Source organism: Neobacillus sp. PS2-9 (assembly GCF_030915525.1).
Lineage (GTDB): Bacteria > Bacillota > Bacilli > Bacillales > Cytobacillaceae > Neobacillus.
In genome coordinates this window covers 3,362,979-3,388,338 of record NZ_CP133269.1, presented here as the reverse complement: position 1 = coordinate 3,388,338, position 25,360 = coordinate 3,362,979, and the positions used below count along the sequence as shown (strand labels likewise).

The 25,360-nt window shown below is 35.1% G+C and carries 29 protein-coding genes; 18 read left to right on the top strand and 11 right to left on the bottom strand.

The features are described 5' to 3' along the window. Positions 1-223: 223 nt before the first annotated feature. From RCG25_RS17065 to RCG25_RS17035, 7 genes are all read left to right on the top strand, one after another. Complete coding sequence (locus RCG25_RS17065) at positions 224-1,708, top strand: sensor histidine kinase (protein ID WP_308080021.1); 1,485 nt, start codon at positions 224-226, stop codon at positions 1,706-1,708. Then, positions 1,671-2,363, top strand: coding sequence for a response regulator transcription factor (locus RCG25_RS17060; RefSeq protein ID WP_308080020.1), 693 nt, complete (start codon positions 1,671-1,673; stop codon positions 2,361-2,363). The genes RCG25_RS17065 and RCG25_RS17060 overlap by 38 nt, the downstream gene beginning before the upstream one ends. Positions 2,364-2,380: 17 nt before the next feature. Further along, on the top strand, positions 2,381-2,986 hold the full coding sequence (locus RCG25_RS17055) for an undecaprenyl-diphosphatase (protein WP_308080019.1): 606 nt from the start codon (positions 2,381-2,383) through the stop codon (positions 2,984-2,986). Positions 2,987-3,058: 72 nt separating this feature from the next. Further along, positions 3,059-4,222: an MGDG synthase family glycosyltransferase gene (locus RCG25_RS17050; protein ID WP_308080018.1), complete on the top strand. Its 1,164-nt coding sequence runs from the start codon at positions 3,059-3,061 to the stop codon at positions 4,220-4,222. A 19-nt stretch (positions 4,223-4,241) separates the two neighbouring features. Then, positions 4,242-4,940, top strand: a complete 699-nt coding sequence (locus RCG25_RS17045; RefSeq protein ID WP_308080017.1) for a polysaccharide deacetylase family protein — start codon at positions 4,242-4,244, stop codon at positions 4,938-4,940. 14 nt (positions 4,941-4,954) lie between these two features. Continuing rightward, positions 4,955-5,728 (top strand): COG4705 family protein, encoded by a 774-nt coding sequence (locus RCG25_RS17040; RefSeq protein WP_308080016.1) that lies wholly within the window; start codon positions 4,955-4,957, stop codon positions 5,726-5,728. 138 nt (positions 5,729-5,866) lie between these two features. Further along, the gene (locus RCG25_RS17035; RefSeq protein WP_308080015.1) at positions 5,867-6,532 is read left to right on the top strand and encodes a phosphatase PAP2 family protein; all 666 of its coding nucleotides are present in this window, start codon (positions 5,867-5,869) and stop codon (positions 6,530-6,532) included. Positions 6,533-6,969: 437 nt separating this feature from the next. On the opposite strand, the gene RCG25_RS17030 is transcribed toward RCG25_RS17035, so the two are convergent. Continuing rightward, positions 6,970-7,398: a cell wall hydrolase gene (locus RCG25_RS17030; protein ID WP_308080014.1), complete on the bottom strand. Its 429-nt coding sequence runs from the start codon at positions 7,396-7,398 to the stop codon at positions 6,970-6,972. Positions 7,399-7,660: 262 nt separating this feature from the next. Here RCG25_RS17030 and RCG25_RS17025 point away from each other — a divergent pair, with 262 nt between their 5' ends. Then, positions 7,661-7,909 carry a hypothetical protein gene (locus tag RCG25_RS17025; protein ID WP_308080013.1) on the top strand — a complete coding sequence of 83 codons (249 nt, stop codon included), beginning with the start codon at positions 7,661-7,663 and terminating at the stop codon, positions 7,907-7,909. A gap of 54 nt (positions 7,910-7,963) precedes the next feature. On the opposite strand, the gene RCG25_RS17020 is transcribed toward RCG25_RS17025, so the two are convergent. Continuing rightward, entirely contained in the window at positions 7,964-8,245 is a 282-nt protein-coding gene (locus RCG25_RS17020) for a hypothetical protein (RefSeq protein ID WP_308080012.1), read from the bottom strand. A 3-nt stretch (positions 8,246-8,248) separates the two neighbouring features. Continuing rightward, positions 8,249-8,449, bottom strand: a complete 201-nt coding sequence (locus RCG25_RS17015) for a hypothetical protein (protein ID WP_308080011.1) — start codon at positions 8,447-8,449, stop codon at positions 8,249-8,251. 165 nt (positions 8,450-8,614) lie between these two features. Between RCG25_RS17015 and RCG25_RS17010 the strand changes: the two genes are divergently transcribed. Continuing rightward, positions 8,615-9,121 (top strand): hypothetical protein, encoded by a 507-nt coding sequence (locus RCG25_RS17010; protein ID WP_308080010.1) that lies wholly within the window; start codon positions 8,615-8,617, stop codon positions 9,119-9,121. Positions 9,122-9,130: 9 nt separating this feature from the next. On the opposite strand, the gene RCG25_RS17005 is transcribed toward RCG25_RS17010, so the two are convergent. After that, the gene (locus tag RCG25_RS17005; RefSeq protein WP_308080009.1) at positions 9,131-9,514 is read right to left on the bottom strand and encodes a hypothetical protein; all 384 of its coding nucleotides are present in this window, start codon (positions 9,512-9,514) and stop codon (positions 9,131-9,133) included. A 199-nt stretch (positions 9,515-9,713) separates the two neighbouring features. Between RCG25_RS17005 and RCG25_RS17000 the strand changes: the two genes are divergently transcribed. Then, a complete protein-coding gene (locus RCG25_RS17000) occupies positions 9,714-11,252 on the top strand; it encodes an ATP-binding protein (RefSeq protein ID WP_308080008.1) in 1,539 nt (512 codons plus the stop codon). A gap of 118 nt (positions 11,253-11,370) precedes the next feature. Beyond that, positions 11,371-11,634 carry a hypothetical protein gene (locus RCG25_RS16995; RefSeq protein WP_308080007.1) on the top strand — a complete coding sequence of 88 codons (264 nt, stop codon included), beginning with the start codon at positions 11,371-11,373 and terminating at the stop codon, positions 11,632-11,634. Positions 11,635-11,692: 58 nt separating this feature from the next. On the opposite strand, the gene RCG25_RS16990 is transcribed toward RCG25_RS16995, so the two are convergent. The 3 genes from RCG25_RS16990 to hxlA form a co-directional block, all read right to left on the bottom strand. Continuing rightward, a complete protein-coding gene (locus RCG25_RS16990; protein WP_308080006.1) occupies positions 11,693-12,412 on the bottom strand; it encodes a 3-ketoacyl-ACP reductase in 720 nt (239 codons plus the stop codon). A 115-nt stretch (positions 12,413-12,527) separates the two neighbouring features. Further along, a complete protein-coding gene (gene hxlB / locus RCG25_RS16985) occupies positions 12,528-13,085 on the bottom strand; it encodes a 6-phospho-3-hexuloisomerase (protein ID WP_308080005.1) in 558 nt (185 codons plus the stop codon). A gap of 8 nt (positions 13,086-13,093) precedes the next feature. Further along, on the bottom strand, positions 13,094-13,726 hold the full coding sequence (hxlA, locus tag RCG25_RS16980) for a 3-hexulose-6-phosphate synthase (RefSeq protein WP_308080004.1): 633 nt from the start codon (positions 13,724-13,726) through the stop codon (positions 13,094-13,096). Positions 13,727-14,712: 986 nt separating this feature from the next. Between hxlA and zwf the strand changes: the two genes are divergently transcribed. From zwf to rpiA, 6 genes are all read left to right on the top strand, one after another. Beyond that, the gene (zwf, locus tag RCG25_RS16975) at positions 14,713-16,170 is read left to right on the top strand and encodes a glucose-6-phosphate dehydrogenase (RefSeq protein WP_308080003.1); all 1,458 of its coding nucleotides are present in this window, start codon (positions 14,713-14,715) and stop codon (positions 16,168-16,170) included. A gap of 47 nt (positions 16,171-16,217) precedes the next feature. Then, a complete protein-coding gene (gnd, locus tag RCG25_RS16970) occupies positions 16,218-17,111 on the top strand; it encodes a phosphogluconate dehydrogenase (NAD(+)-dependent, decarboxylating) (RefSeq protein ID WP_308080002.1) in 894 nt (297 codons plus the stop codon). Beyond that, positions 17,098-17,364: a hypothetical protein gene (locus RCG25_RS16965; protein ID WP_308080001.1), complete on the top strand. Its 267-nt coding sequence runs from the start codon at positions 17,098-17,100 to the stop codon at positions 17,362-17,364. The genes gnd and RCG25_RS16965 overlap by 14 nt, the downstream gene beginning before the upstream one ends. Positions 17,365-17,427: 63 nt before the next feature. Further along, complete coding sequence (locus tag RCG25_RS16960; protein ID WP_308080000.1) at positions 17,428-17,910, top strand: hypothetical protein; 483 nt, start codon at positions 17,428-17,430, stop codon at positions 17,908-17,910. A gap of 190 nt (positions 17,911-18,100) precedes the next feature. Continuing rightward, on the top strand, positions 18,101-19,108 hold the full coding sequence (locus RCG25_RS16955) for a DUF3231 family protein (protein WP_308079999.1): 1,008 nt from the start codon (positions 18,101-18,103) through the stop codon (positions 19,106-19,108). A gap of 56 nt (positions 19,109-19,164) precedes the next feature. Further along, entirely contained in the window at positions 19,165-19,833 is a 669-nt protein-coding gene (gene rpiA, locus RCG25_RS16950) for a ribose-5-phosphate isomerase RpiA (RefSeq protein ID WP_308084208.1), read from the top strand. Between the two features lie 42 nt (positions 19,834-19,875). On the opposite strand, the gene RCG25_RS16945 is transcribed toward rpiA, so the two are convergent. Then, on the bottom strand, positions 19,876-20,868 hold the full coding sequence (locus RCG25_RS16945) for an NADPH:quinone oxidoreductase family protein (RefSeq protein WP_374121005.1): 993 nt from the start codon (positions 20,866-20,868) through the stop codon (positions 19,876-19,878). A gap of 148 nt (positions 20,869-21,016) precedes the next feature. On the opposite strand from RCG25_RS16945, the gene RCG25_RS16940 reads away from it, so the two are divergent. Next, a complete protein-coding gene (locus RCG25_RS16940) occupies positions 21,017-21,382 on the top strand; it encodes a transcriptional activator HxlR (RefSeq protein ID WP_133370871.1) in 366 nt (121 codons plus the stop codon). A 61-nt stretch (positions 21,383-21,443) separates the two neighbouring features. On the opposite strand, the gene RCG25_RS16935 is transcribed toward RCG25_RS16940, so the two are convergent. Genes RCG25_RS16935 through RCG25_RS16925 form a run of 3 tightly spaced genes read right to left on the bottom strand, consistent with a single transcriptional unit; the run spans position 21,444 to position 25,142 of the window. After that, a complete protein-coding gene (locus RCG25_RS16935; RefSeq protein ID WP_308079998.1) occupies positions 21,444-22,535 on the bottom strand; it encodes a Ger(x)C family spore germination protein in 1,092 nt (363 codons plus the stop codon). Next, the gene (locus tag RCG25_RS16930; RefSeq protein ID WP_308079997.1) at positions 22,532-23,653 is read right to left on the bottom strand and encodes a GerAB/ArcD/ProY family transporter; all 1,122 of its coding nucleotides are present in this window, start codon (positions 23,651-23,653) and stop codon (positions 22,532-22,534) included. Before RCG25_RS16930 ends, RCG25_RS16935 begins: the two co-directional genes overlap by 4 nt. 7 nt (positions 23,654-23,660) lie before the next feature. Beyond that, positions 23,661-25,142 carry a spore germination protein gene (locus RCG25_RS16925; RefSeq protein WP_308079996.1) on the bottom strand — a complete coding sequence of 494 codons (1,482 nt, stop codon included), beginning with the start codon at positions 25,140-25,142 and terminating at the stop codon, positions 23,661-23,663. Positions 25,143-25,360: the final 218 nt, after the last annotated feature.

The following is a 25,360-nucleotide window of genomic DNA, read 5'->3' as shown; positions in this document are numbered from 1 at the left end:
ACAAGCTATGAACACTCCCTTAACAATATAAAGCCAATCTAAATATCAAGAGAGCACTAAAGTAAATGAAACTATTTAATAAATATTTAATAATTCCTTAATAGTATGTTTAGGGTGGATGTTTATTCTTGAGAGGAAGAATAGTGCTTTTTGTTATTTATTCTAACCGCTTGGTTACTCTAAGCTTACACAAGCAATTTAAATAGAAAGCAGTGAGGTGAAAATGTCGATTCGTTTTAGACTTGTTTTATCCTATCTTGCTATGATACTTGTTCCAATATTCTTTGTTGTTGTTTCCGCCCTATTAGTAGCTCTCCTTTTTAGAGGGGATATTAAGGAGCTAAAAAACATCTATTTACCTCCTGAACATCAACATGATATCTCAAAAAACGATCAATTATATATTGATTTACATCGGAACGTTTTGAAGAACCCTGGACGATTTTCTGATAAGAAATTTTTAAAGCAGTTTGACAGCCAATTCATTAAAGAAGGTGGAACGGGTATCATCCTTAGAAAGGGAATAGATGTTATTTATCAATCGGATTCACTTAAACATTTAAATAAAGATGATCTTCCTATTTTTGGGGTGTTTGGTGATGTGGACCCTGTTGAAGAAATTGACCATCAAGTAGTTTCAATTAAAAAAATTGATTTTATTTATCCTGATAATACTGAGGGGTCATTATTTTTAGTGACTGATGCAAGTAGCTTTTCTAAATTTGTACGCTCATTTTTCCCTGCTTTATTTATTGGGTTAATCATAATCTTAATTATTACAAATGGACTGCTTACTTATTATGTTTCAAGAAGCATTCTAGTGCCGATTAGACAATTGCAAAAAGCCGCAAAAGAAATGAAGGAAGGAAACCTTAATGATCCCATAACGCCATTGTCTAAAGATGAGTTAGGTCAGTTGGCCCAAGGTTTTGATGAGATGAGAACCAAGTTAAAGGAATCGATTGAAAAGCAAGTAGCTTACGAAGAAAACAGGAGAGAATTAATAGCAAATATTTCACATGATCTTAAAACACCAATTACAACGATAAAAGGATATGTGGAAGGGATTCGCGATGGCGTCGCTAATAGCCCTGAAAAGATAGATCGTTACCTTCAGACGATTTATTCGAAATCAATCGATTTGGATCATATGATTGACGAACTTTTTTTATATTCAAAGTTAGACTTACAACGCCTTCCTTTTCATTTCGAAAAAATCAATTTTGATCATTTTCTACAGGATTTTGTAGAAGAGCTCCGATTTGAAGTGGAGGAACTGAGTGTATATGTGGACTTAAAAATAGAGGGAAATAGTGATTATTTAATACTGGGAGATCGTGAACACTTAAAGCGTGTCATTACCAATATTGTTGACAATTCTTTGAAATATAACGATAAGGAAGCCAGAAAGCTATCCTTTCACCTTTCAACGAAAGACACAAAGATCCAATTTGAAATCGAAGACAACGGACCAGGAATAGCGGAAGGAAATCTACCGGTTATCTTTAATCGATTCTACCGAGAGGATAAAGCAAGGGGGACAGAAAAAGGTGGGAGTGGTCTTGGTTTATCCATTGCAAAACGTATTATTGAAGAACACCATGGACGCATTTGGGCTGAAAGTAAGAAAGGACAGGGAACAACGATTCTATTTACATTAGATAAAGCAGGTGTTGAAAGTGAAAAGGATCTTAATAGTAGAAGATGATAAGAGCATTGCAGAACTGGAGAGGGATTATTTAGAAATAGACGGTTTTTTTGTTGAAATTGCACTGACAGGTCAGGATGGATTAAACAAAGCATTAAAAGAAGAGTTTGATTTAGTATTACTTGACCTTATGCTTCCTGGTGTGGATGGCTTTCAAATTTGTAAGACAATCCGGACTGAGAAGGACATTCCAGTTCTTATGGTTTCTGCGAAAAAACAGAATGTTGATAAAATTCGTGGATTGGGATTAGGTGCGGATGATTATATTGTTAAACCATTTAGTCCATCTGAACTGGTTGCAAGAGTAAAGGCTCATCTTTCTCGTTATGAACGGCTCAAAGGTAAGGATGTTCAAAATGAAATTATAATTCTTGGTTTAAGAATCGATCAGGCTTCAAGGAGAGTATTTGTTAACAACCATGAAGTAATTTTTACGACTAAAGAGTTTGATGTACTAACTTTTTTGGCGCTTCATCCGAACCAAGTATTTAATAAAGAGCAACTATTTGAACGCTTATGGGGATTTGATTCACTAGGGGATATTTCCACCGTGACTGTCCACATTCGTAAAATTCGTGAAAAAATTGAAACAGACCCGTCTAATCCTCAATTCATTGAAACAGTTTGGGGAGCGGGGTATAGATTTAAAAGATAATTTTTAGGAGGTTCATCATGTTATCACAATTAGATTATTCTATTTTTCAATCGATTAATCATCTGGCTGTTAACGATAAGTTTTTGAATCCGTTAATGGAATTCTTGGCTGAAAGGGCAGAGTATTTGTTTTTTGCAGGTATTTTATTTTACTGGTTTTTTCAAAAGTCCAAAAATCGAAGAATGATAGTTGAGGCCAGTTTCGCAGCTTGTATCGCCTTAGGACTTAACATGCTAATTGGAATGTTTTTTTATCGCGACCGCCCGTTTGTTGCACATCATGTCAATTGGCTCATCCCTCATGTCAAGAATGCATCTTTTCCAAGTGATCATGCGACTGCCGCATTTGTTATAGCGACAGGGATTTGGATTTGGAGGAAACGCGACGGATGGGTTTGGTTGATTTTAGCTGCTGGTATTGCTCTTTCACGTGTCTGGACCGGGGTCCATTATCCATTAGATGTTATTGCCGGCATGATTATTGGGACAAGTTGTGCCTTAACAATAAATTACCTTGCAAAAAGATGGGTAAAGTTTAACAAGCTTATGATGTTTCTAATTAGAATCTATCATAACTTTGAAAGTTTAATTGTAAATAGGTTGAATCTCGTAAAAAAGAGTTAAGAATCTATCTATTCATTTGAAACTATATAAATTAGGTTAGTTATTAACTAATTATAGGGAGTATGATCAGGTATGAACTACACAGACAAGGATAAAATTCTGATACTGTCAGCCACATATGGTGATGGGCATAAGCAGGTAGCTAATGCGATTAGTGAGGCGGTAGATTTTAGTCTTCCAAATGTTGAACCGATTATTTTAGATATTATGCAGTGGCTGCATCCATATCTTTATCCTGTAAGCAATTATTGTTATAAAAAAGTGATTAATAAGTTTCCTCAACTGTATAGCTTTCTTTATCGGAAGACGCATGCAAGAAGTACTTTCTCTGCCAAACTAAATGCTCTATTTTCAAGAGGGATGAGCTCGTTGCTTGAAATCTTACAAACAATGAATCCTAAAGTTGTGGTTAGCACTTATCCGCTTGCTGCGGGAATTATGTCGAAATTAAAAGAACAAGGCTTTATTGATGTTCCAGTTGTAACCATTATTACAGACTATACAGACCATTCCTATTGGCTGCATCCTTACACGGACCAATATGTCGTCGGTTCCAATCAGGTAAAGGAAAAGTTAATTTCCTTAGGTATTGATCCGCATAAAATTAAATGTACGGGTATTCCTATTCGTCAAAAGTTTATTCAAACAGAGCCACGTGATGTCCTTGCAGAAAAATATGGACTAATTCCTAACCAATTCACTGTACTTGTGATGGGTGGTGGGGAAGGATTTATCGGAAAAGGAATTTCAACCTTTCGTGCTTTTGAGAAGCTTGCTTCCCCCATCCAATTGATCATTATTTGTGGACGAAATCGGAAATTACAAAAGCAATTGGAGGCAGTAGTAAGGAATTCCAAACATAAGGTGCTCATTTTGGGTTTTAGTGAAGATATTAATGAGTTAATGGCGGTTTCGGATCTTATGGTATCAAAGTCTGGCGGAGTTACAACTACGGAAGCAATGGCGATGGAACTGCCTTTATTAATTTATAGACCGCTTCCCGGTCAGGAAGAAGACAATGCAAAATTCTTAGTAAAATCAGGAATGGCCATTTTAGCAAAAAATGAAGAGGACATAATTAGTAACATCCAAAATATGTTATCTAACTCAATACCGTTACTCTTAATGAAATTCAAGGCAAGGATCAATCAAACTAAAACATCTTCTTTTGATGCTCTTGATGTTATTTTAAGAGAAGCGAATAGTAGAGTTACACAAAAGAGTGTTAGTGTCTAAGACAAATTGAAGTAGGCAGATGAAAGATATGATTAAGATTACTCTACTGGTATTATCTATACTCGTACTCTACTGGTTCATTCCATATCTTATGACTGCTGGTTTAGGCATAGGGGTTTCAAAACGAATGGATCATTCAGAAAAAATTGCTTTTACATTTGATGATGGTCCCAATCCCATCTATACTCCTCAGCTATTGGACTTATTAAGAATGAATAATATAAAAGCAACCTTTTTTGTCGTTGGTTCTAAAGCAGAAAAATACCCTGAGCTGATAGAAAGAATGCACAATGAAGGACATTTAATTGGAATTCATAATTACGTACACAGGTCTAATTGGGTTATGGCTCCTTGGACGATTAGGCATCACTTGAAAAAAAGTTCAACAATTATTGCTGAGATTACTGGTAAGAATCCTATCTACTACCGACCTCCATGGGGTTTATTGAATATATTTGATTTTCTTCTAATGGCCAGGTATAAGATTGTCCTTTGGTCTGTAATGGCTGAGGACTGGCGATGCAAAGGTGGTAGTGAAAAGATTACGAAAAGGCTGCTACGAGACATACGAGATGGAGATGTTATTCTCCTGCATGATTGTGGAGAAACACTTGGAGCAAATGAGGATGCCCCAAGGAATACAATTGATGCATTAAAAGAAGTCTTTAAACTAATAACCAACCAAGGGTTTACTTGTGTTAGGCTTGATGAAATGTAAAGGAGATTAGGTAAATGAAAAATATTGAAAACCCATTAATAGTCAGACAGATGTTAAACAAAGTTCCTCAAGTCACGATATTCTTTTGGATCATTAAGATAATGGCGACGACAGTCGGAGAGACAGCCGCAGATTATCTAACCTTTAATTTGAACTGGGGATTGACAGCAACGACTATAGTCATGGCAGTTCTATTAATCATCACATTGTTTTTCCAGTTTAGATCAAACAGGTATGTTCCATCGATTTACTGGCTAGTAGTGGTACTAATCAGCGTGGTCGGCACGCTAGTAACTGATAATCTAACGGATAACTTAGGCGTTCCACTTCTTACGTCCACTATCGTCTTCACCATTTTATTGGTTGGGACCTTTATCTTTTGGTTTGCGAGTGAGAGAACTTTATCGATTCACTCCATCTTTACGACCAAGAGAGAAGCGTTTTATTGGTTGACGATCCTGTTCACCTTTGCATTAGGTACAGCTGCAGGTGACTTGTTATCTGAAGATATGAATCTAGGATACTTAAAGTCTGGAATCATTTTTGTAGCAATGATCGCATTGGTAACAATTGCATACTATTTATTTAAGTTAAATGGTGTTTTAGCCTTTTGGATCGCTTACATTTTAACTCGTCCTTTTGGTGCATCACTTGGTGACTTCTTGTCACAATCTCGCCATAACGGTGGATTGGGTTTGGGTACGACAGGGACAAGTGTGATCTTTCTCGTAATAATCTTGTGTTTGGTTATCTACCTAACCAAAACTAGGATAGACAATAGGAAATAGTATAATCTGACCTACCCTTCCTTGTAAGTGCGAGGGTGTACACTGTGCTATATTATTTAGGGCAGAGAGTATTTGTGTTTCACATTATTATAATCATGGCCTAAAGTGTAAAAAATAAAAAAAAGAGGATAATCAAATATGAAATTAAAATCCCCTCTTGTCATTGCTTTTGTAATTAGTGCAGTATGTATAATTTGCTTTAGCTTATTGTCTTTATTAATAAGCGAGCATATGATCCTACACTTTGACAGCGAGGTTATCTCAGCAATCCAAGGTTGGGAGTCACCATCTCTGACATGTATAATGAAGTTTTTTACCTTTATTGGAGGAATCCCATTTGTAATTGGCCTATTTTTTTTGTGTTTTATCTATAAAGTGGTCAACCATCGAATGGAATTGATTCTGTTTATTTCTACACTTATAGGCGCATCCTGCCTAAATGTCCTTTTAAAGAAATTGTTTCATCGGGTTCGTCCTAACTTACATCCTTTAATTGATGAAGGAGGATACAGTTTTCCCAGTGGTCATGCTATGAATGCTTTTACTGTTTATGCCATGATCGTGTTTATTTTATGGCGTCATGTTCCAAGAAAAAGGGGGAGAAGTCTTCTTATCCTATTTAGTTTTTTCATGATTCTTGGAATCGGAATTAGTCGGATTTATTTAGGGGTACATTATCCAAGTGATATTATTGGCGGTTATTTAGCAAGTGGCTTTTGGCTGACAACGGCTATTTGGATTTTTCGATTTTACCAAAAAAAGACAAATAAATCAGTGGATAAAACTGATATATACTCGGTTTGATTTAGGATCAAAAAAAAAGCACATTGTGTGCAATGTTAGTTTCGAAGGACTGTTTTAAAGTGGTACATTAATCACTGATAATTTTAAGTTATACTATATTTGGAAGGATATGGCTAAAAAAGTAAGTATGGCAGTGATAAATCACCGTGATTGGAAGACATTTCTATTTACAGTGAATTACAACGTTTTTTCGACTTTGTGTTCCACAGAAGATATCATTCAGTGAGAATGAAAGTCGAAAAAAGACATAAAAAGGATTATTTACAGTGTTGTAGAAGGGGTGCAGAATTAGATAGACTTATTCATTTTAATAATCGCTTAAAGATAAATGAATGCTTAAAGACCATTTCATAATAAGAAAATACACTTCTCATAAAAGAGGGTGTGTTTTTTTATTTTTTTAATCTTAAACTGCATTTTTTAATACAATTTAAATTTTAAAAAGTATTATAAACGTTTTCACAGGTCTCTGCTTTAGGTTGATAAAAACAGTGATTTTTGAACTTCCCTACAAAAGGTTGATTATACCAAGTTGGAGGGCAATCACCTGGTGGCTTAAAATACCACAAGCTAAATTTTGCTGGCCAAAACCGTTCCCCATCAACTGCTCGACGAGCTAAACGTTTTTCTCGTTCTCTAGCTCTTTGATAAAAATAGCCATGTTGAACAGCTTCAAAGGCATGAGGCTGGTATATCATTTGTGGAATTGTTCGAAGCCCTTTAAAGTCGGAACAATTTGCACGTATTCGATTAATTCCTACATTCCCAACAAGCTGCATACCCCTTTCTCCTTCTCCTTCAGCTTCCGCTCGAAGTAACCTCGCTAAAAGATCAATATCCGAACTTCTTGCTTTTACAACCGGCATGGCGTTTCACCTCATTATATGAATGTCCTTGCATAGCATCCTTATAGTCACACTATGAATAGGGAGAATTTTCGTGCATGTCTCAGAACAATAGAATAAGAAAGGAATGAAAAATATAGAGTGGAAGTAAAACGATAATTATTTGAATATAAATTAATGAGAGATGAGGCAAATATGGACAATTCAGTTATTCCCTCACAGATATAATTTTGAAAACATAAGATGGTAAAGGAACGGAATAGTAAGAAAAGGGGGAAATAAGGTGCCTTCAGTTATTAATTTAGGAATTATGAATATAAATTCCCCTCAGCCAAGTTCAGCAATCTTTGTGGGTGAATCTATAGTTACTGGAATGGATGCCAACAGAAAGTATAATTTAGGATTTGGGGGTATTTATGGTTACCTTAATGCAATAACAGGGAATATATCCAATAATGCAGATAGCTTTGAGTTTATGGATGGGGTTATTTTTGATCAAGATTACAAACCAAGTGTTGGTGGGAATTTATAGGTCCAAGATTTGCTTTAATCTATAATCATGTTTGGATACAACAACAAACCCTTTTCATAATTGGGTTTGTTGTTTAGTTTTGTTGATTTTATTCTTTTTTTTAAGTTCGATCATTTTTCTTTTCATTGAGTCATTCTTGTTACTTGTTAATGAAGAGTTAGAATGTGCAAAGTTGTTGCGATCTCCATGAATATTGCCTAAGCCCTGGTTATGTTCTTTGTTGTTTTTAAAGTCCTCAATAAAATTGTTCCCAATACTAAAGCAAGAAGCTCCTTCGATACTTCCGATTCTTATAGTACCGATATGAAAGGTGGGTGATAAAATTGGACTAGACATGAATTATTCACCACCCCGATTTTCTTTGTGCTTCACCCAGTGAGTATTACTAAGTATATTTTCATTTCCAGACAAGGATCCAACACCCTCGTTTATGATCCTTATGTTACGGAAATTTTTATGTGTGTTTTTTTTACCAATGAAAATTCCGGAAGAAGTTTTGATGTTTGCAACTAAGATATCCCCAAATGTAATTTCGATCATGTGCAATTTCTCCTTTCCTTTCAAAATTAGTCTATTCAAGAAGTGGGCGATTGACACGAATATTCATTGGCCGCTAGACGAATGTCACCATACTAATTTTCTAAACATAAGGTACATTGAATGATTAGAATTTTGTATAAATAAATAAAATGTGGTGGATAGAGAATGTTAAAATCTTCACAATTTAATTTTATAGGGGATATTAAGGTTCAGACCATGCAAAGACAGTCTGGTATCTTTATAGGCGAAAATAATAAGGCAATCGGTTGGAGTGCACACGGAAAAGATAATAGTGTTATTGGAAGTATAAGCGGACAATCTAATCTTCTTTTTAACAATATATCTATATTAATTGATCCTGATTTTATTGATACACCTATTGATGATCGTGATATAAATATTTCTCTTGAGAATGATTGTGATGAAAATCATACATCTAATCTCTCACTCAATAATTTACAGGTCAATTCAATGCAAGATAGTACTTTATTTGTAGGGGATGGCCAGGTAACAGGAATGGATGCGAATGAAAAGGCAAATTATTCTCAAGGCAGCATTTTCGGAAACAAAAATCAGTTATTAAATAATCTAAATATTAATAATGACCAAGATCAGATAGATGCGATTATTGATGATCAGGACATTAAAATTGCACATATCGAAAGGAAATAACCATTCTACTTAGAATTTATTTCGGAAACGGTACCCATTTGAAGTTTTTTCCATACTTTCTTGATTAGGAGGACTCGTTTCAGACATAGCTTCGGTTTTAGCCTTCTTCTTATTAATATTTAGGTCAATTCCTGTGGACCAATCCTTTTTACTCGTAATATTATTCCCAATAATTAATTTTCCACTTAGCTCGTCAATATCAATATTGTCTAATCGGAATACAATGTTTTCTAGGTAATCAATTTGTACATGTTCAAAATGAAAATTTTTCTCTCCATTGTTATCCTTTTGTTGTTTTTCAAGAAGCTCAATTATTTGCTCTAGTTTTGAAACTATAAGAGAGTTTATATTATTTTCTTTCTGTTTTTTTCTAAAAGAAAAATATTTAAACATAAACTCCCCCCTTAGTGGATGATGATTTGTTCCTTTATTAACTTTATGCAGAAAAATAGGACTTATTAATAAAAGGATAAGGAAGCTATTTTTCCTAACTGACAGATTAATTTTTATTATATAGATAATAAAGAGGAAGGAAATTACATGGGGTTTGTCGAATATTGGAAATAAAAAATAATAACTTTAGAGGGATGAAATGAGCGAAGAAATTGAATATATTGGTAAGAAAATTAAAAAATTATCTAGTGGGAAATTCAAGATTCCGAATTCTTTGATTGATGAGAAATATGGATATAGTATTCAACAAAAACAACTGGTGTCGATCCAAGCTTCAGAAGTAACCTTATTTATATATGTAGGGGAGTTATTTATTAAAAGTAATGAAAGGAATAAAAATAATCTAATTACGTTTGTAGATGATTTCGGGCGGAAATTAATCCATTCCCGGCTTTCGCTTGAACAATCTATCAATTTTGTTTATCTAACCCGTTGCTCAATTATGGACTTGCTTGAACAGGAATTTCGGGAAAATGGCATATCTATAGATACTTTTTTTGAATCAATTAAAATACTTGAAAATTTGTACCAGCTTATTTCTAAGACCCTTCTAAATTGCTACAATGAGGAGTTATCATACACCAAATTTGCATTAGATGAGTCCAATCAAGATTTGATAATTACTCTAAGAGAGCTCGCCGATTTGCAGAAAGCCCTAAATGAAGCTACCATTTTTTCAATTACCGATCGAGACGATAGAATTTCTTATGTTAATGATAAGTTTTGCGATTTATATAAATATGCAAGGGAAGAACTAATAGGAAAAAAACATGATATATTCTACTCCGACTTTCATCCCCCTTCTTTTTTTAATCATATATGGGAGACCATTCAATGTGGAGAGGCTTGGAAAGGGGAAATTCTTAATAAAGCGAAGGATGGAACCAAGTATTGGCTGGATACAACCATTGTTCCATTTGTTGATGAAAAGGGAGAAAGGTATCAACATATTTGTATACAGTATGACATTACTGAAAAGAAATCAACGGAAGAAACGCTAAGTAAAACTGAAAAGTTATCTATGATCGGTGAATTGGCTGCAGGCATTGCGCATGAAATCAGAAATCCATTAACAACCATTCGTGGATTTGTACAACTCCTTACTGAAAATGGAAAAGTGCCCTATTTTGTCGAAACGATTTTAGATGAAATAGAAAGGATAAGTTTTATTGTAAATGAATTTATGATTTTTGCTAAACCTCATTCAGTATATTTCAGTGAATTCGATGTAAAAAATATTTTAGGCAGTGTGATTACCTTTCTTGAGCCCGAAGCATTACTGAAAAATGTACTAATTAAATATGAAGTTCCTTCAGAGGATATCGTTTTTCTTGGGGAAAAGAATCAGTTAAAACAGGTTTTTATAAATTTAATTAAAAATTCCATAGAGGCGATGCCAACTGGTGGTAATATCTATGTTTCTATTGATTCGACTGCTCATCATATTGTAATAAAAATCAAGGATGAAGGGGTGGGAATGGGGGAGGAGCAGGTTAAAAGATTGGGAGAACCCTTTTTCACCACCAAACTAAATGGAAATGGATTAGGCCTAATGGTCAGCTATAAAATTATTCATAACCATAAGGGAACGATTAATGTGAAAAGTAAACTACATCAAGGAACCACTTTTATCATTACATTTAATAAAACAACAAAAAAAGAAGCCTTTAATCTTTGATAATAAGGTATAAATCAAACATTCGAAAAGCCCTCATATTCTTTAAATTAGAGGAGTAAAGATTTATTTACATATTATGTGGGAAAACTATCCTATACTGACTTTGAGGAGTGAGCGGATGTTCGTAAAAGGGAACATTATTGCAGGTGAATTTGATTCGACTATCAATGAATTTTCCTTACAGAAAGTTAAGAATTTCGAAACAGAGTCGGTCCTTAATGAAAACCAGTTAAATAATATTTATCATTATTTAAAAAAACATCAGCATGAAGAGGATGGGCAAATTATTACTTTATACGATCAAATGCTTGTACGCTTAGCACAGAATGAAGTGAACCAGTTAATTGTTGATTTAGAGAAAGTAATGTCCTTGTATCACTGATACATATAAGAGTATTTGTACGAACTAAAGAAGCAGACCCCACTGGATCTGCTTTGTTTTATGATGGATTTGTTGACCATAATCCAGCTGTTTTAACGAATACTCTTGGATTAAATTTTAAACTAGCTACGACTAATTCTGCAAGGTCTTCTGGGTGCATCACGTTTTCTTCATTGCCTTTAACAAGATTTGTATCAATCGCTAAATCTGTTACGACAGTACTTGGTGTTAAAGCAGTAACTCGGACATTATGTTTTCTTACTTCTAGCATAAGCGATTCTGTTAACCCTAAAACAGCGAATTTCGAAGCACTGTAAGCACTTGTAACAGGAGCACCTTTTTGACCAGCAGATGAAGAGATATTGATGATATCTCCTGATTTTCTTTCGATCATTCCTGGTAATACTGCTCTTGTTACATTATACACACCCATTAAATTGACTTGAATGATTTTTTCCCATTCTTCTGGTGTTAGATCAAGGAACCCACCAAATTTCGCAACACCAGCATTGTTAATTAGGATATCAATTGGGCCTAAGTCTGATTTGATATGTTCAACAGCATGGGTAACGGATTCAAGATCGGTCACATCTGCTGTTGCTGCAGAAACCTTTACATCAAATTGTGCTAGTTCAGCAGCTACCTTTTCTAGATTAGACATATTTAAGCCGATTAAGCCTAAATTTACGCCTTCTTTTGCTAAGGCGATAGCAGTAGCACGTCCAATGCCTCTACCTGCGCCAGTAACTATTGCAGTTTTTCCATTTAAAGAAATCATTTTATCACTCCTAAAATTATTACAAATTGAAGTAGTTCATTCTAACAGAAAGACCGCAATCTTGCATGGAAACAGCTTGCGGTCTTTCCTATTTAGAACTCGAGGAATAATATATTTATTCTAAGTTCGCGTGTTTACCGTACATTTTATTGGTATCCAAACCTTTTTTCTCCATGAACCGAAGAATCACAGCGTCGTAAAATAGTAAAAGTGTTTGCTCAAATAATGAGCCCATTGGTTGAATCGTCTTAAAATCACTCTCCGACTGATCTTTAGGTGAGCCAGGCAACTTAATTGTGATATCCGCTAATTGTCCAATAGTGGACTCAGGGAAAATCGTTACAGCTGCAATCGTCCCACCGATGCTTTTTGCTTTCTCAGCCATGGAAACTAAACCTTTTGTTTCTCCTGAACCTGATCCAATGATTAAGATGTCATCTTTTTCAAAGTTAGGGGTTACTGTTTCGCCAATCACATAGGCATCTATCCCCATGTGCATCATTCGCATGGCAAATGATTTGGCCATAAATCCAGATCTACCTGCGCCTGCAACAAAGATTTTTTTTGATTCAAGAATCCCATTAACTAATTTTTCAGCTTCATCATTCGAAATTAAATCTACGGAGCGATTTAACTCTTTTATGATTTCAGCTAGGTATTGAGTTGTATTCATGATCTGAATTACCCTTGATTAATCATTTGTTGCATTTTGGCAGCAGCAGCTTTTTTATCAGCTTGTCCTGTAATCCCGCCACCTACAATGACCAGGTCTGGTTGTACTTTGATGACTTCTGGAAGTGTGTCTAACTTAATACCACCTGCGATTGCAGTTTTAGCATTTTTTACAACACCTTTGATTGTTTGTAAATCTTCAAAAGAGTTCTTTCCAACTGCTTGAAGATCGTAGCCAGTATGAACACAAATATAATCAACGCCCATAGCGTCCACTTCTTTTGCACGGCCAGCAAGGTCTTTTACAGCTATCATATCAACAAGGATTTTTTTACCTTGTTTTTTCGCTTCTTCAACTGCACCTTTGATTGACATATCTTCGGCAGTACCAAGAATTGTGACGATATCTGCACCTGCTTCAGAAGCTTTCATTACTTCATAACCAGCTGCATCCATGATTTTTAGGTCTGCTAATACCTTTAAGTTAGGGAATGCTTTTTTAACTGCATTTACAGCATGAAGCCCCTCGTTAATTACAACTGGTGTACCGATTTCAACGATATCAATATGTTCCTCTACTTCTTTTACCAGCTCAATTGCTTCTGGAATATTGACTAAATCTAATGCTAATTGTAATTCCATCTATATTCACTCCTATAATTTTTTTATATGTGTACAGTGATAATGTCTCCAAAGGGTAATAATACTTTTACAGTAATATTATCCTTTTAGTGCATTATCTGTACCTGCCAGCAATAAGGGATATCATGTCCTCTCGCTGAACAATTGCAAGTATACAACGTATATAACAACAATAAAAGTACGCACTTTTATTTTACATAGTGCTAAAAAGTATACTATAAGACAAACCGCTTATATAGTCTTACTATTAACTTTAAAAGAAACAATGCACCATTGCGTATGGCCTATTTTCTTATAAGTTGCTTGATAATTGCCCAAATTGTCATGTTGTTTATAAAAATCTCTTATTAATAAAGACATTTCTAGCTGGGGGATTGAATGAATACTGTTCTCAACAAATTTATTTCACATATATTTTTGGTGCCAGGGAGAGGATGCTCACCCTGGCTTTTTAACTTTATAGGAAAGTATAAAATTCGACTTTGAGAATTGTCCAGCTCCAGCGCCTAGCCCCTCGGGGCTGACCAAGGCGCTTGCGCTTTTCTTATTTATTTACACAAAAATAGATGAGTTTATTTCCTTTAGTATACATTTTGTTATTATGTTATTTTTTTATCACTATTTAAATAAAAAGTGCGTACTTCCATTGAAAAAATGTAGGTATTATACTTACATCTTGTTGCAACATTGGATTCACGAAATACTGTGGTTATTGGTCAGTCATCTGATCTTCCGCATTCAGTTTACTACATTGAAAGGGTGAATAGTATGTTCGGGTTACATGCAAAGCATTACAAAGTTTGTTCAAGATGCCTAACCTTCACATCGAATAATGGTTATTGTCCAAAATGTGGTCATTCGCATTTTAGGGACATCATTATTACGGTACAAGCAGGTTCAAATAAAAAATGCTAAGCCAGGGGTTGGCTATCAAGTAGTTTTTTAAGAAAGCATAAGTAAAATTTTTATTTTTGGAGGTATGTAAAATGGAGGCAATGACATTTGTCTTATTTGGGGCGACAGGGGACTTAGCAAAAAGAAAAATCTTCCCGGCTCTATATAATTTATTTTTGGATCAAAAATTACCTCTGCCCATCTCAATTATTGGGGTGGGCAGAGGAGATTTATCAGATACTGATTTCCAAAACCATGTGAAAGATTCTTTAAAAACATTTTCTAGACGATCACTAAATGACGATTCCAACCTTGAAGTGTTTATCCGTGCCTTTCGGTATAGCCATGTAGATGCTATCAAGGCTGAAGGATATAAAGGATTACTTGAACTCGTTAAACAACGTGAAGAAGAATTGAATATTCCAGAAAATCGTATGTTCTACCTATCTGTTGCTCCAGAGTTTTTTAATGTGATTGCTTTCAACATTAAAGAGAGTGGTCTAGGTTCTACTAAAGGTTGGAAACGTCTAATTATCGAAAAACCGTTTGGACATGACTTAAAATCAGCTCAAGAATTAAACGATAAACTAAGTAAAGCTTTTGATGAAGAAGAAATTTTTCGCATCGACCACTATCTTGGAAAGCCGATGGTACAAAACCTGGAAGCTTTAGGATTTGCAAATCCAGTGCTTCAAGCATTATGGAACAACCAATACATTGCAAATGTGCAAATTACTGCAAGCGAAACAGTTGGGGTTGAAGAGAGAGCTGGTTATTATGATCAAGCTGGGGCTATTCGCGACATGTTTCAAAATCATATGCTGCAAATCTTGATGATGACAGCAATGCAGCTGCCAAAACAAATTAATGCAGAAGAGATCCGCAATGAAAAGAGAAAAGTAATAGAATCACTTCGTCCATTAAAGAAAGAGGATGTGGTGAATCATGTGATTCGAGGTCAATATGGTCCTGGTGAAATCCAAGGTAAACAAGTTGTTGGGTATACAGGAGAACCTGAAGTTGCTCCTTCTTCTTTAAATGACACATTTGTGGCTGCCCGTTTATATGTGGATGATGATTTTTGGAGAGGGGTTCCTTTCTATATCCGTACAGGAAAAAGAATGACAGAGAAATCCACCCGAATTGTGATTGAATTCAAAAATACTTTAAAGGATTTGTATAGGACTCAAGAAGATGAAACTGCGCCAAATCTTTTAGTGATTGAAATCAATCCAAACGAAAGTGTTTCATTACAATTAAATAGTAAAAACCCATTAAACAATGGAAAAATCGAACCAGTCAATGTTGATTTTTCTGCTAAGCAAGCAGATGTTCCTGAAGCGTATGAGCTTTTAATTTACGATGCAATGCGTGGCGACTCTACATTCTTTGCACATTGGAAAGAAGTGGAGTTGTCTTGGAAATGGGTACAGCCTATCTTAGAGGCTTTTGAGGAAAATACAATTCCCCTTCAATTATATCCATCCGGGTCAATGGGACCAGATGCTTCCCATCAATTATTGGCAGAGGAAGGATATAAATGGTGGTAGTAATAAAAGATGAAGAATATTTTTAGATTATTAAGGAGGAAATGAACATGAAAGTTGGATTAATTGGTTTAGGAAAAATGGGATTAAACTTAGGTCAAAATTTAATTGATAACAAGCACGAAGTAGTAGCTTTCGATGTAAATGGAAGTGCCGTTGAAGAAATAAAGAAATACGGTGCTAAAGGTACATCTGATTTAAAAGAACTTGTTGAATCATTAGAAAAACCAAGAGTTGTATGGATTATGGTTCCGCATGCTGTGGTAGATTCAGTAATTGATGAAATGACACCATTATTAGGCACTGGAGATATCGTAATTGAAGCTGGAAATTCTCACTATAAGGAATCCATTCGCCGATATAACCAGCTAAAGGAAGTAGGAATTCACTTTATGGATGCCGGTACTTCTGGTGGAATGGAAGGTGCTCGTAATGGAGCATGTTATATGATTGGTGGAGACCCTGAAGCCTGGAGCATCGTGGAACCTATTTTCAAGGATACAGCTGTCGAAAACGGATTTATCTATGCTGGTAAAGCAGGGAGTGGTCATTTCTTAAAAATGGTTCACAATGGAATTGAATACGGTATGATGGCAGCGATTGGTGAAGGATTCGAGGTGTTAGAAAAAAGCAAGTTCGATTTTGACTACGAAAAAGTGGCTAGAGTGTGGAATAACGGCTCAGTTATTCGTTCATGGCTCATGGAGTTGACTGAACGTGCATTTTCAAAAGATGCAAAGCTAGATGAAATTAAAGGGATTATGCACTCTTCTGGTGAAGGGAAATGGACAGTTGAAACAGCTTTAGATTTACAAGCAGCCACTCCTGTTATCGCAATGTCTCTTTTGATGCGTTACCGTTCATTAGACAGCGATACTTTTACAGGTAAAGTTGTAGCTGCATTAAGAAACGAATTTGGTGGACATGTTGTTGAAAAAAACTAACAGAATTACATCTGTCACATTTAATAGAAAAGCTGTGTTAAAGTACAGTGTTGATTTATACACCCTGTTGATTGGAGCGGAAGGCGCGAAGACTCCTGTGGGAGTATGGTTCAGGGGAGACCCCGCAGGCGCTAGCGCCGAGGAGGCTCGCCGAAACACCCACGGAAAGCGAAGTGCCTGGAGCGGAAATCAACAGGCGCGTTTAACAGAGCCAATAGAAAAAGAGTCAATAAAAATAGGTGAAGAAAAATAGCGCATTATTTGTGAAATGGCAATGAAAACAATGAATATGATGGTAGAAAAGGATGTGAAGTTCATGAATGTATTGGATGCAAAAATGATAAATACTCAGTATGGTATAGAAACTTATCTAGATCTATTGAAAAATGTTGAAGTGAAAGACATTCAATATGTTACAGAGACAGCTTCTTATTACGAAATCACTATAGGTGTAGAGTATTTTCGGTTAAGAAATGAAAATTATTATAATAGTGAAAAGAGATATTTTAAGATGCGTATGAATTCTGATTTAAATGCTATTACTATAATAGAAACAAATAGAGAAAGTTTATTTGCTGTGAAAAATGAATTTGAAAGATCTGCAACAAAGGAACTGATTGGAGAGTGGCTAATAAAAAGCAATGCTTTCAGAAAAGTTCTTAATGATTTGATAGCTGATAAGAAAATGGAAAACGTTAAAACGGAGGAAAATATAATAGGAACAATAAGGTTCCTGGAGAAATTACTTGAAATCACAACAGAAGACATTTTAAGTGCTCGTGTTGAGAGATCTCACTAGTTTCCGAAATAACAAATTAAAATGATAAAAATTTATTTGGAGTATGTTTTTTAGAAAGTTAAATAGGGAATCTCAAACGGTATGAATTCCCTATTTAACTTCTGCTTCTATTATCTTGCCAGGAACATTTACCAAATAAAATTAATGTAAATGGTTATCCTAATCTGTAATTGCTAGGAGGGATGATAAAATGGAACAAGTTAATCACCATACTAAAATTAATGCATCAGAAATTGCTGTCATTTGGTCACAATATGTTAATGACAGTTTGTCACGATGTATTCTTCGCTATATGTTACATGATGTAAAGGATGAAGATATTCGCAATTTACTGGAATTTGCCTTAAAATTATCAGAAACTCATTTAGAAAAAACGAAGCAATTCTTATCCTTAGAAAATCTTCCAATTCCAATAGGCTTTACAGACGAAGATGTCACAGTAGACGCTCCTAGTTTATTTACTGATACATTTAAGATTGTTTATTTACATATTATGACAATTCACGGTTTGACGAGATATGCTGGTGCCACTAGTGTTTGTATACGAGAGGATGTAAGAAAATACTTTATTGAATGTACTTCGCAAACATTGGAACTATATGATAGGGTAACTAGTGTTTCCTTAAATAAGGGAATTATTAACAAACCTCCTACTTTAAACAATCAACAAAAGATTGATTTTGTTAGGAAGCAAAATTATTTAACTGGTTGGTTCGGGAAACGTAGACCTATTAACGCAATTGAAATCAGTGGTGTGCATCTTAATATGCAGAAAACAATGGTGAAAATGGTATTGGAGTTAGGATTCAGTCAAGTTTGTCAATCTAAAGATGTACGAGATTATATGGAACGTGCTCGTAAGCTTTGTATTAAACACTTTGATATTCTAAGTTCAATGTTAAAAGAGGAGAATCTTCATGTTCCAAAGTTATTTGAAACAGAGGTAACAGATTCAACAGTTCCACCCTTTTCAGATAAACTTATGCTATTTCATATAGCGACACTGCTTTCTGCAGCCATTGCTTATTATAGTGAGGCATTATCAATGGGACAAAGAAGAGACTTAACGGCAGATTACGCACGAATGAATACCGAAATTGCCGTAATTGCTGAAGATGGTATAAATTTATTAATAGAAAAGGGATGGATGGAACAACCTCCCTCTGCCACTGATCACGAAAGTTTGGCAAAGAATTAGAACAATGATAATTATGCTTTATGAAAAGAAAGGACCTAGTTTTGATGGGTGTCAAAATTGTTGATAAAAAAATAGTCGGTGAAAAAGCAGCAGAGTTTGTTAAAGATGGCATGGTTGTGGGGCTTGGTACGGGTTCGACAGTTTTTTATACCATACAAAAGCTTGGTCAGCTAGTGAATGAAGGCCTTTCCATTAAAGCTATTCCAACTTCTGTTCAAACGGAAGAACTTGCCAAAGAATTAGGCATTCCACTTACAAGCTTCAATGAAATAGATAGTATAGATATTGCTATTGATGGAGCAGATGAAGTCAATCCAGAATTGGAACTGATCAAAGGTGGAGGCGGCGCACTTTTAAGAGAAAAAATCATTGCGAGAGCAGCTAAAACATTTATTGTTGTAGCTGATTCATCTAAAGTGGTAGAGAAATTAGGTGCGTTTCGATTGCCTGTAGAAGTTATTACGTTCGGTTATGAAATGACGGAAAAATATATTAGAGCCATTGGTTTAGTCCCGGAAATTCGATTAAACGGTGAAACTCCGTTTATTACTGATAATGGAAACTATATTTTTGACTGCCGAATTCCTGAGCACGTTCAGCCTGAGACGTTAGAACGAATGCTTAACATGATACCGGGAGTCGTTGAAAATGGGTTGTTTGTTGGAATGACTGACTTAGTTATCACTCTGGATCTAGAAAAAAATGTTGTCATGTTAAGAAAGTAATTTCCTTTAGAGAGAGACTTTGGGTCCCTCTCTATTGTTTTATTAAATCTTTACTATGATTCTACCTCTTGCTTGTCCTTTTAAAATAGTAGGCAAGTTTTCAGGTAATTCTTCAAGTGTAATTTCTTTCTGTATAATTTCAGAAAGAGTAGAAGGTTTTAAATCGGTTGCCATGCGATTCCATAGTTCTTGCCGAACATCCATTGGACAATAAACAGAATCAATACCGAGAAGGTTTATGCCACGTAAAATAAACGGAAACACGGAGGTAGGAACGCTTCCTCCACCAGTTAAACCACTGACCGTAACAGAACCATTGTATTGGATTTTACTTAAGATGGATGCAAGTGTCTCTCCCCCTACTGGATCAACCGCCGCAGCCCAAATTTGTTTATCAAGGGGCTTGATTTTACCGTTAAAGACATCTTCACGAGAGATAATCTCTTTTGCACCGATCTTATTTAAAAAAGTATGCTCAGAATTTTTACCAGTACTAGCGACTACTTCGTATCCTCTTTTTGAAAGCATGGAAACAGCTAAACTACCTACACCGCCTGTTGCTCCTGTAACAAGAACTTTTCCTTTTTCTGGTGTTAAACCGTTATCTTCTAACCTTTGAATGGAGAGGGCTGCAGTAATACCTGCTGTCCCCAAAATCATTGATTCTTTCAACGTTAAATTTTTTGGTAATGGGACAATCCAATCACCAGGAATTCGGGCAAATTCACTATAACCACCATAATGGGAAACACCAATTTCATAGCTTGTTGCAATGACTTCGTCCCCTTCACGGAAACGTGGGTCTTGAGAGGATACGACTACCCCTGCTAAATCAATACCTGGAATAAAGGGATAGTTTGTGATGATTTTTCCATTCGGAATACTAGCTAAACCGTCTTTATAGTTAATCGCAGAATAAGAAACCTTGATTAAAACATCACCTTGAGGTAACTCATTTAAGGTAATATTTTTGAGTTGAACAGAAAAATCGTTTTCATTTTTATCTACCATCAATGCTTTAAATTGTTCCATCATTCTTTAACTCCTTTCTTGAAAAGCAGATTAGAATTATATATTCACTGCTAATATATAATGTATGGGAGTATATTACAAGTACAGACTTTTATTTTGTATAGTGAAAAAAGTATACTGTGGGGTATAATAAATATGGAGGTGATGTGAAATGTCGCGAATGCAGGATAAGATGTTTAATTGTGAAAAAGAATTAACTCTTTCCGTTATCGGTGGTAAATGGAAGATGCTTATACTATGGCATCTAGGAAAAGAGGGAACGAAGCGATTTGGTGAACTGAAAGCTCTTATGCCAGGGATCACGCAGAGAATGCTAGTTAATCAATTGCGAGAACTGGAAGAAGACTTGATTGTAAATCGCGAAGTCTATCCCGTGGTTCCTCCAAAAGTAGAATACTCCCTTACTGAACAAGGAAGAAGCTTGATGCCGATTCTCGATGCTATGTATAACTGGGGAAAAGATTATATGGAAACTGCTGGGTTGAATCCTTTAGTTAGACAAGAGTCGATTAGGTAAATCTTAACTGGTAATCTAAGGTTGACTCCGGCCAAGGGGGTCAACCTCTTTTCATGATAATTTAATAATTATTTTTAGTATTTTGTAATGCCTCAAAATAAAGCTGATAATTAACTTTTATTTTCATTTTTCCCCAAGCGGCTAACCATACCTTTTCGCTGATGGGTTTGGAAAAGGGGCTAAGGGTATGTGTCCCGATTTGAAGAGGATCCACCTTAAGCTCTTGCATTTTTTTTATGAGGTCCGTAGTTTTCATTTCTAATTCAGTTTCAATTTCCTTCTGAAGCTGCATCAGTTCATTTCCGTTAAGGATATTTTTATTACCTTGATATTCCTCAATTCTTCCATTTAGTTTCACGTTTATTGTAACTAGGGAAAGATTTTTATCTAAATCCACATTTACTCTTGAGCGTAGTCGTCCAATAACCACATCTAATTTTGGTATTGGAAAAAACTTCAAATAGTGATCATTGTCAAGAAGTTGAAATATTTGATCTTCGGTACTTGTGACCGTTTCTATTAATTTATCATTGCTAAAAAAAGCAGTCCCCTCGTAAGTAAAGTTATCTTTCGCTACTGTGAAAACAGGAAGAACGGGATCTGAAAATGGTGAAAACAGCTTATTTTTATATTCATGCAAATTGACAATGGTCATTTCACCTTGTTTTTTCCTCTCATAGTGTTTTAGCATCCGATATAGATAATAATCAAGGTTTTCTTGCTTCTTTGCTTGTCTGTTAATATATTCGTCAAAATTACCTTTAACGATTACTAAATACATTCGTTGCGAAACATCATAGTCTGTCAATAGCGTGTTAATCAACTGAAAAATCCCTTGTTTCGCTAATTCCTCATGAATTAAAAACAAACGGAGTTGTCCAACCTTCAATTCACGATAATATCTTAAATTAAAGTCTTTTCCTCCCTGTTTAAGGAGATCAACATCTAGTGTTAATAAGCTTTTTGGCTCATTTACTAATGGAGGGACTAATGTACTCATTTTTATTTTTCCTTTTTCGCCTTTACTAATTGACCAAAAAGTGACAGGGGCAATATCTTCAATTGTGTTGTTCTCAACAAATGGGGCACATCCTGGAATCATGACTAATGAAACAAAGATTCCCCAAACTAAAAGCATTTTCTTGCGTCTCATGCTTTTACACGCCCTTTTAGCTTTGTCAATAGGAGCAAGAATGTTGGGACGATAAAGTAAGTTATTCCACTTAACCAAATTTGAATATTCAGGAGAAAATTCTGTTCGGTTTCAATGGACCAAATCCAATTATTCACAATTACAAAGCAGAGAAATAACATAATACAAGTGACAGCAAAACCCATACGTGAAGGTTGGGTACTTGTTTTTTTTAGGATGATTCTTGTAGCCCCATATATACATAACATGAAAATGGATATAGCAAACACCAATACAAACATATGAAGTGAAATCAGGATAATATCCAGTCGTTCAAACATGGGAGATTGTAAGTATCGAATCATATGAATAATAGGGTATTTACTTTTACTTAAATAATTTGAACCGAAAAAGAATAAACTCGCAATAAACAATAGCAAATACTCTGAAGTAGAAAGAGCATTCGCATAAGTTAAATATTTACTCATTTTTTGTTGTGGTTTGATCCAAGGAATTAAACAGATTAAATACTCTGGTCCTGAATATGAAGACCAAATGAGTAACAATCCTTTCCATGAATCAGTTGTCCAATTTGTTGGTATCAAGGGATACAAATCATGTAATGCAGCGATTGGTGGAATAAAAAAGGGAAAATATAAAAAAATTATCCAAAAAACACATAAAAAAACAATTACCACAAACCGTATGGTATTTTTCATTCCTAGTGAAGCAACATAGGAGCTCGTAAGAAGAATGAAAAAAATAATCCAATTTGAATTCATTGATGGGAAAATAAAATCATGAATGACTTCTAAGTATCCGAGTGTGATCACAGTTATTTTAATTAGTATCAATATTAGGCCTATAAAAGTCAAAAGCCTTACCATTCGAACACCAAAAAGCTCTACAAAACCTTGATATCCCTTTTTAGCATAATTTGATTCTAGCCATTTGCATAACAGCTTTATATTGAGTTGGGAAAAGATTGCCATTGCAACAATGCCCCAAATCATAAACGGATGTAATAAGTAGGTAGGCATTAAAAAAAATAGGTAAAGCATTTGGAAACGGTTCACGATGAAAAAGGCATAGATTCCGTCAAATTTAGATGATTTATCAAATAAGGAAAATGTGGTCAACTTTGAATCACATCCTTCGTTTGTATCTCCATTTCTGTAAAGGGTGTAAATGATCCGGACGGGATTTCATGTTTATTAAAGGCCCTCTAATAAAGAGATCGATCCAGTCCTTCCAGTAAAATGGAGCGATTGGTGAAAAATAGGGTTGTTTTAAGGAAGTAAGACCATTTAGATGTGCTAAAATGGCAATTGCTCCCATGGCAATGCCAAAAACACCAAAAAAGGATGAAAGGAGAAGAAAACCAAATTGAATGAGTGTATTTGCCTTCGTCATCAAATAGTTTGGTACTAAAAATGAGGAGATGGTTGAAATACAAACTAATACAATTAATACTTTGCTCGCAAAACCCGCTTGAACCGCTGCTTGACCGATAACTATACCACCAATCACCCCTAAGGTTTGACTTGATTTGGTCGGCATCCGTAAACTCGCTTCTTTTATGATTTCAAGAATAGTTAACATCACTAATGCTTCCCAAAATGGTGTAAAAGGTAGTTTACTTCTAGATTCCACTAAAACAAATAGTATTTGTAAGGGAATCATTTGATAATGGTGGGTTGTTAATGCAACATAAAATGGTATCAGTGTGACGGACAGAAAAAAGCTAAAATATCGAATAACTCTTAAAAAACTTGCAACCGGCCAACGATTAATATAATCCTCAGGAGATTGGAAAAGGTGAAAAAAGGTGATTGGTGCAATTAATACAAACGGTGTGTTCTCTACCAAGATAGTTAATTTACCGAGCCCTAAGGAATAAGCACAAACATCTGGGCGGTCAGTTTGTTGGAATTGTGGAAAAATACTGTGATGATGTTCCTCCATAAATGCCGCTACCTGGGATGAATCGAAAAATAAATCAAAGTTAATTTCAGAGATTTTCTTTCTTGCTATTGATATATATTCAGGATTGGTCAACCCGTCTATGTACATTAGGACAACAGTTGTTTCACTTAATGAACCTACTTTATATTTCTCTGTTTTTAATTCAGTAATAGGAAGTCTTCTGCGTATGAGGGTGATATTTGGTTCTAATTGTTCAGTGAAACTATCTTTTGCACCGTATAAAATTGTTTCTGTTTCAGAGGTTTGAATCCCCCTACTTAATTCGTTAGGAAGAGGAATGACCAACCATTGTTCTTGGATACAATCATTCAGAAGTACAGCACCGGTGAGGAGTAATTTCTGTGCCTCTTCAAGTGATTGGATCTTCAATACTTTAGGTGTGGCTATGCTTTCGTAAATCATGGCATGTGGACATTGGATAACAGGTTCTATTATCAATTCATTCAAACGTTCCTGGTCAATTAAGGTTTTTAAATAGATTAAGACAACTTTTTGATCGTTAAGTGTAGTGCGTTCGATTATCTCTACATCGTCCATATTGTCTAAAACCTGTTTTAGAGAGTCTAGTGATATCTTCCTTTGCACAGGTTGTTGTGCGTCACTACTATCATTAGCAATGCTTTTACCCTTTTTCCAAAACATAAGCATCCCCCACTGATATAAGCTCCCATTTGTTCACTTTAGAAAAAGTGTAATGGTAATTCTTCTTTTTAGTATGAAAAAGAAAAGATTATTTTATACTAATAAAATAAGGTAGGGGAAACTATATAAATTTTACAGTATAGTTTTTTACACTATGTAATGAAAAAGTGCGTACTTGTTCAAATTTTTCATTTCGCTAATAATAGGATTAAATGATT

Coding starts and splice junctions, on each gene's coding strand:
- hxlA (WP_308080004.1), bottom strand. CDS start 13,726: ATGGAATTACAATTAGCATTAGATTTAGTCAATATTCCAGAAGCAATT.
- RCG25_RS17065 (WP_308080021.1), top strand. CDS start 224: ATGTCGATTCGTTTTAGACTTGTTTTATCCTATCTTGCTATGATACTT.
- RCG25_RS17005 (WP_308080009.1), bottom strand. CDS start 9,514: ATGTTTAAATATTTTTCTTTTAGAAAAAAACAGAAAGAAAATAATATA.
- zwf (WP_308080003.1), top strand. CDS start 14,713: ATGGAGGCAATGACATTTGTCTTATTTGGGGCGACAGGGGACTTAGCA.
- RCG25_RS16955 (WP_308079999.1), top strand. CDS start 18,101: ATGGAACAAGTTAATCACCATACTAAAATTAATGCATCAGAAATTGCT.
- RCG25_RS16935 (WP_308079998.1), bottom strand. CDS start 22,535: ATGAGACGCAAGAAAATGCTTTTAGTTTGGGGAATCTTTGTTTCATTA.
- RCG25_RS17010 (WP_308080010.1), top strand. CDS start 8,615: ATGTTAAAATCTTCACAATTTAATTTTATAGGGGATATTAAGGTTCAG.
- RCG25_RS16925 (WP_308079996.1), bottom strand. CDS start 25,142: ATGTTTTGGAAAAAGGGTAAAAGCATTGCTAATGATAGTAGTGACGCA.
- RCG25_RS16960 (WP_308080000.1), top strand. CDS start 17,428: ATGAATGTATTGGATGCAAAAATGATAAATACTCAGTATGGTATAGAA.
- RCG25_RS16990 (WP_308080006.1), bottom strand. CDS start 12,412: ATGATTTCTTTAAATGGAAAAACTGCAATAGTTACTGGCGCAGGTAGA.
- RCG25_RS17040 (WP_308080016.1), top strand. CDS start 4,955: ATGAAAAATATTGAAAACCCATTAATAGTCAGACAGATGTTAAACAAA.
- RCG25_RS17035 (WP_308080015.1), top strand. CDS start 5,867: ATGAAATTAAAATCCCCTCTTGTCATTGCTTTTGTAATTAGTGCAGTA.
- hxlB (WP_308080005.1), bottom strand. CDS start 13,085: ATGAATACAACTCAATACCTAGCTGAAATCATAAAAGAGTTAAATCGC.
- RCG25_RS17015 (WP_308080011.1), bottom strand. CDS start 8,449: ATGATCGAAATTACATTTGGGGATATCTTAGTTGCAAACATCAAAACT.
- RCG25_RS16940 (WP_133370871.1), top strand. CDS start 21,017: ATGTCGCGAATGCAGGATAAGATGTTTAATTGTGAAAAAGAATTAACT.
- RCG25_RS17030 (WP_308080014.1), bottom strand. CDS start 7,398: ATGCCGGTTGTAAAAGCAAGAAGTTCGGATATTGATCTTTTAGCGAGG.
- RCG25_RS16945 (WP_374121005.1), bottom strand. CDS start 20,868: ATGATGGAACAATTTAAAGCATTGATGGTAGATAAAAATGAAAACGAT.
- RCG25_RS17055 (WP_308080019.1), top strand. CDS start 2,381: ATGTTATCACAATTAGATTATTCTATTTTTCAATCGATTAATCATCTG.
- RCG25_RS17045 (WP_308080017.1), top strand. CDS start 4,242: ATGAAAGATATGATTAAGATTACTCTACTGGTATTATCTATACTCGTA.
- RCG25_RS17050 (WP_308080018.1), top strand. CDS start 3,059: ATGAACTACACAGACAAGGATAAAATTCTGATACTGTCAGCCACATAT.
- RCG25_RS17000 (WP_308080008.1), top strand. CDS start 9,714: ATGAGCGAAGAAATTGAATATATTGGTAAGAAAATTAAAAAATTATCT.
- RCG25_RS17020 (WP_308080012.1), bottom strand. CDS start 8,245: ATGTCTAGTCCAATTTTATCACCCACCTTTCATATCGGTACTATAAGA.
- RCG25_RS16995 (WP_308080007.1), top strand. CDS start 11,371: ATGTTCGTAAAAGGGAACATTATTGCAGGTGAATTTGATTCGACTATC.
- gnd (WP_308080002.1), top strand. CDS start 16,218: ATGAAAGTTGGATTAATTGGTTTAGGAAAAATGGGATTAAACTTAGGT.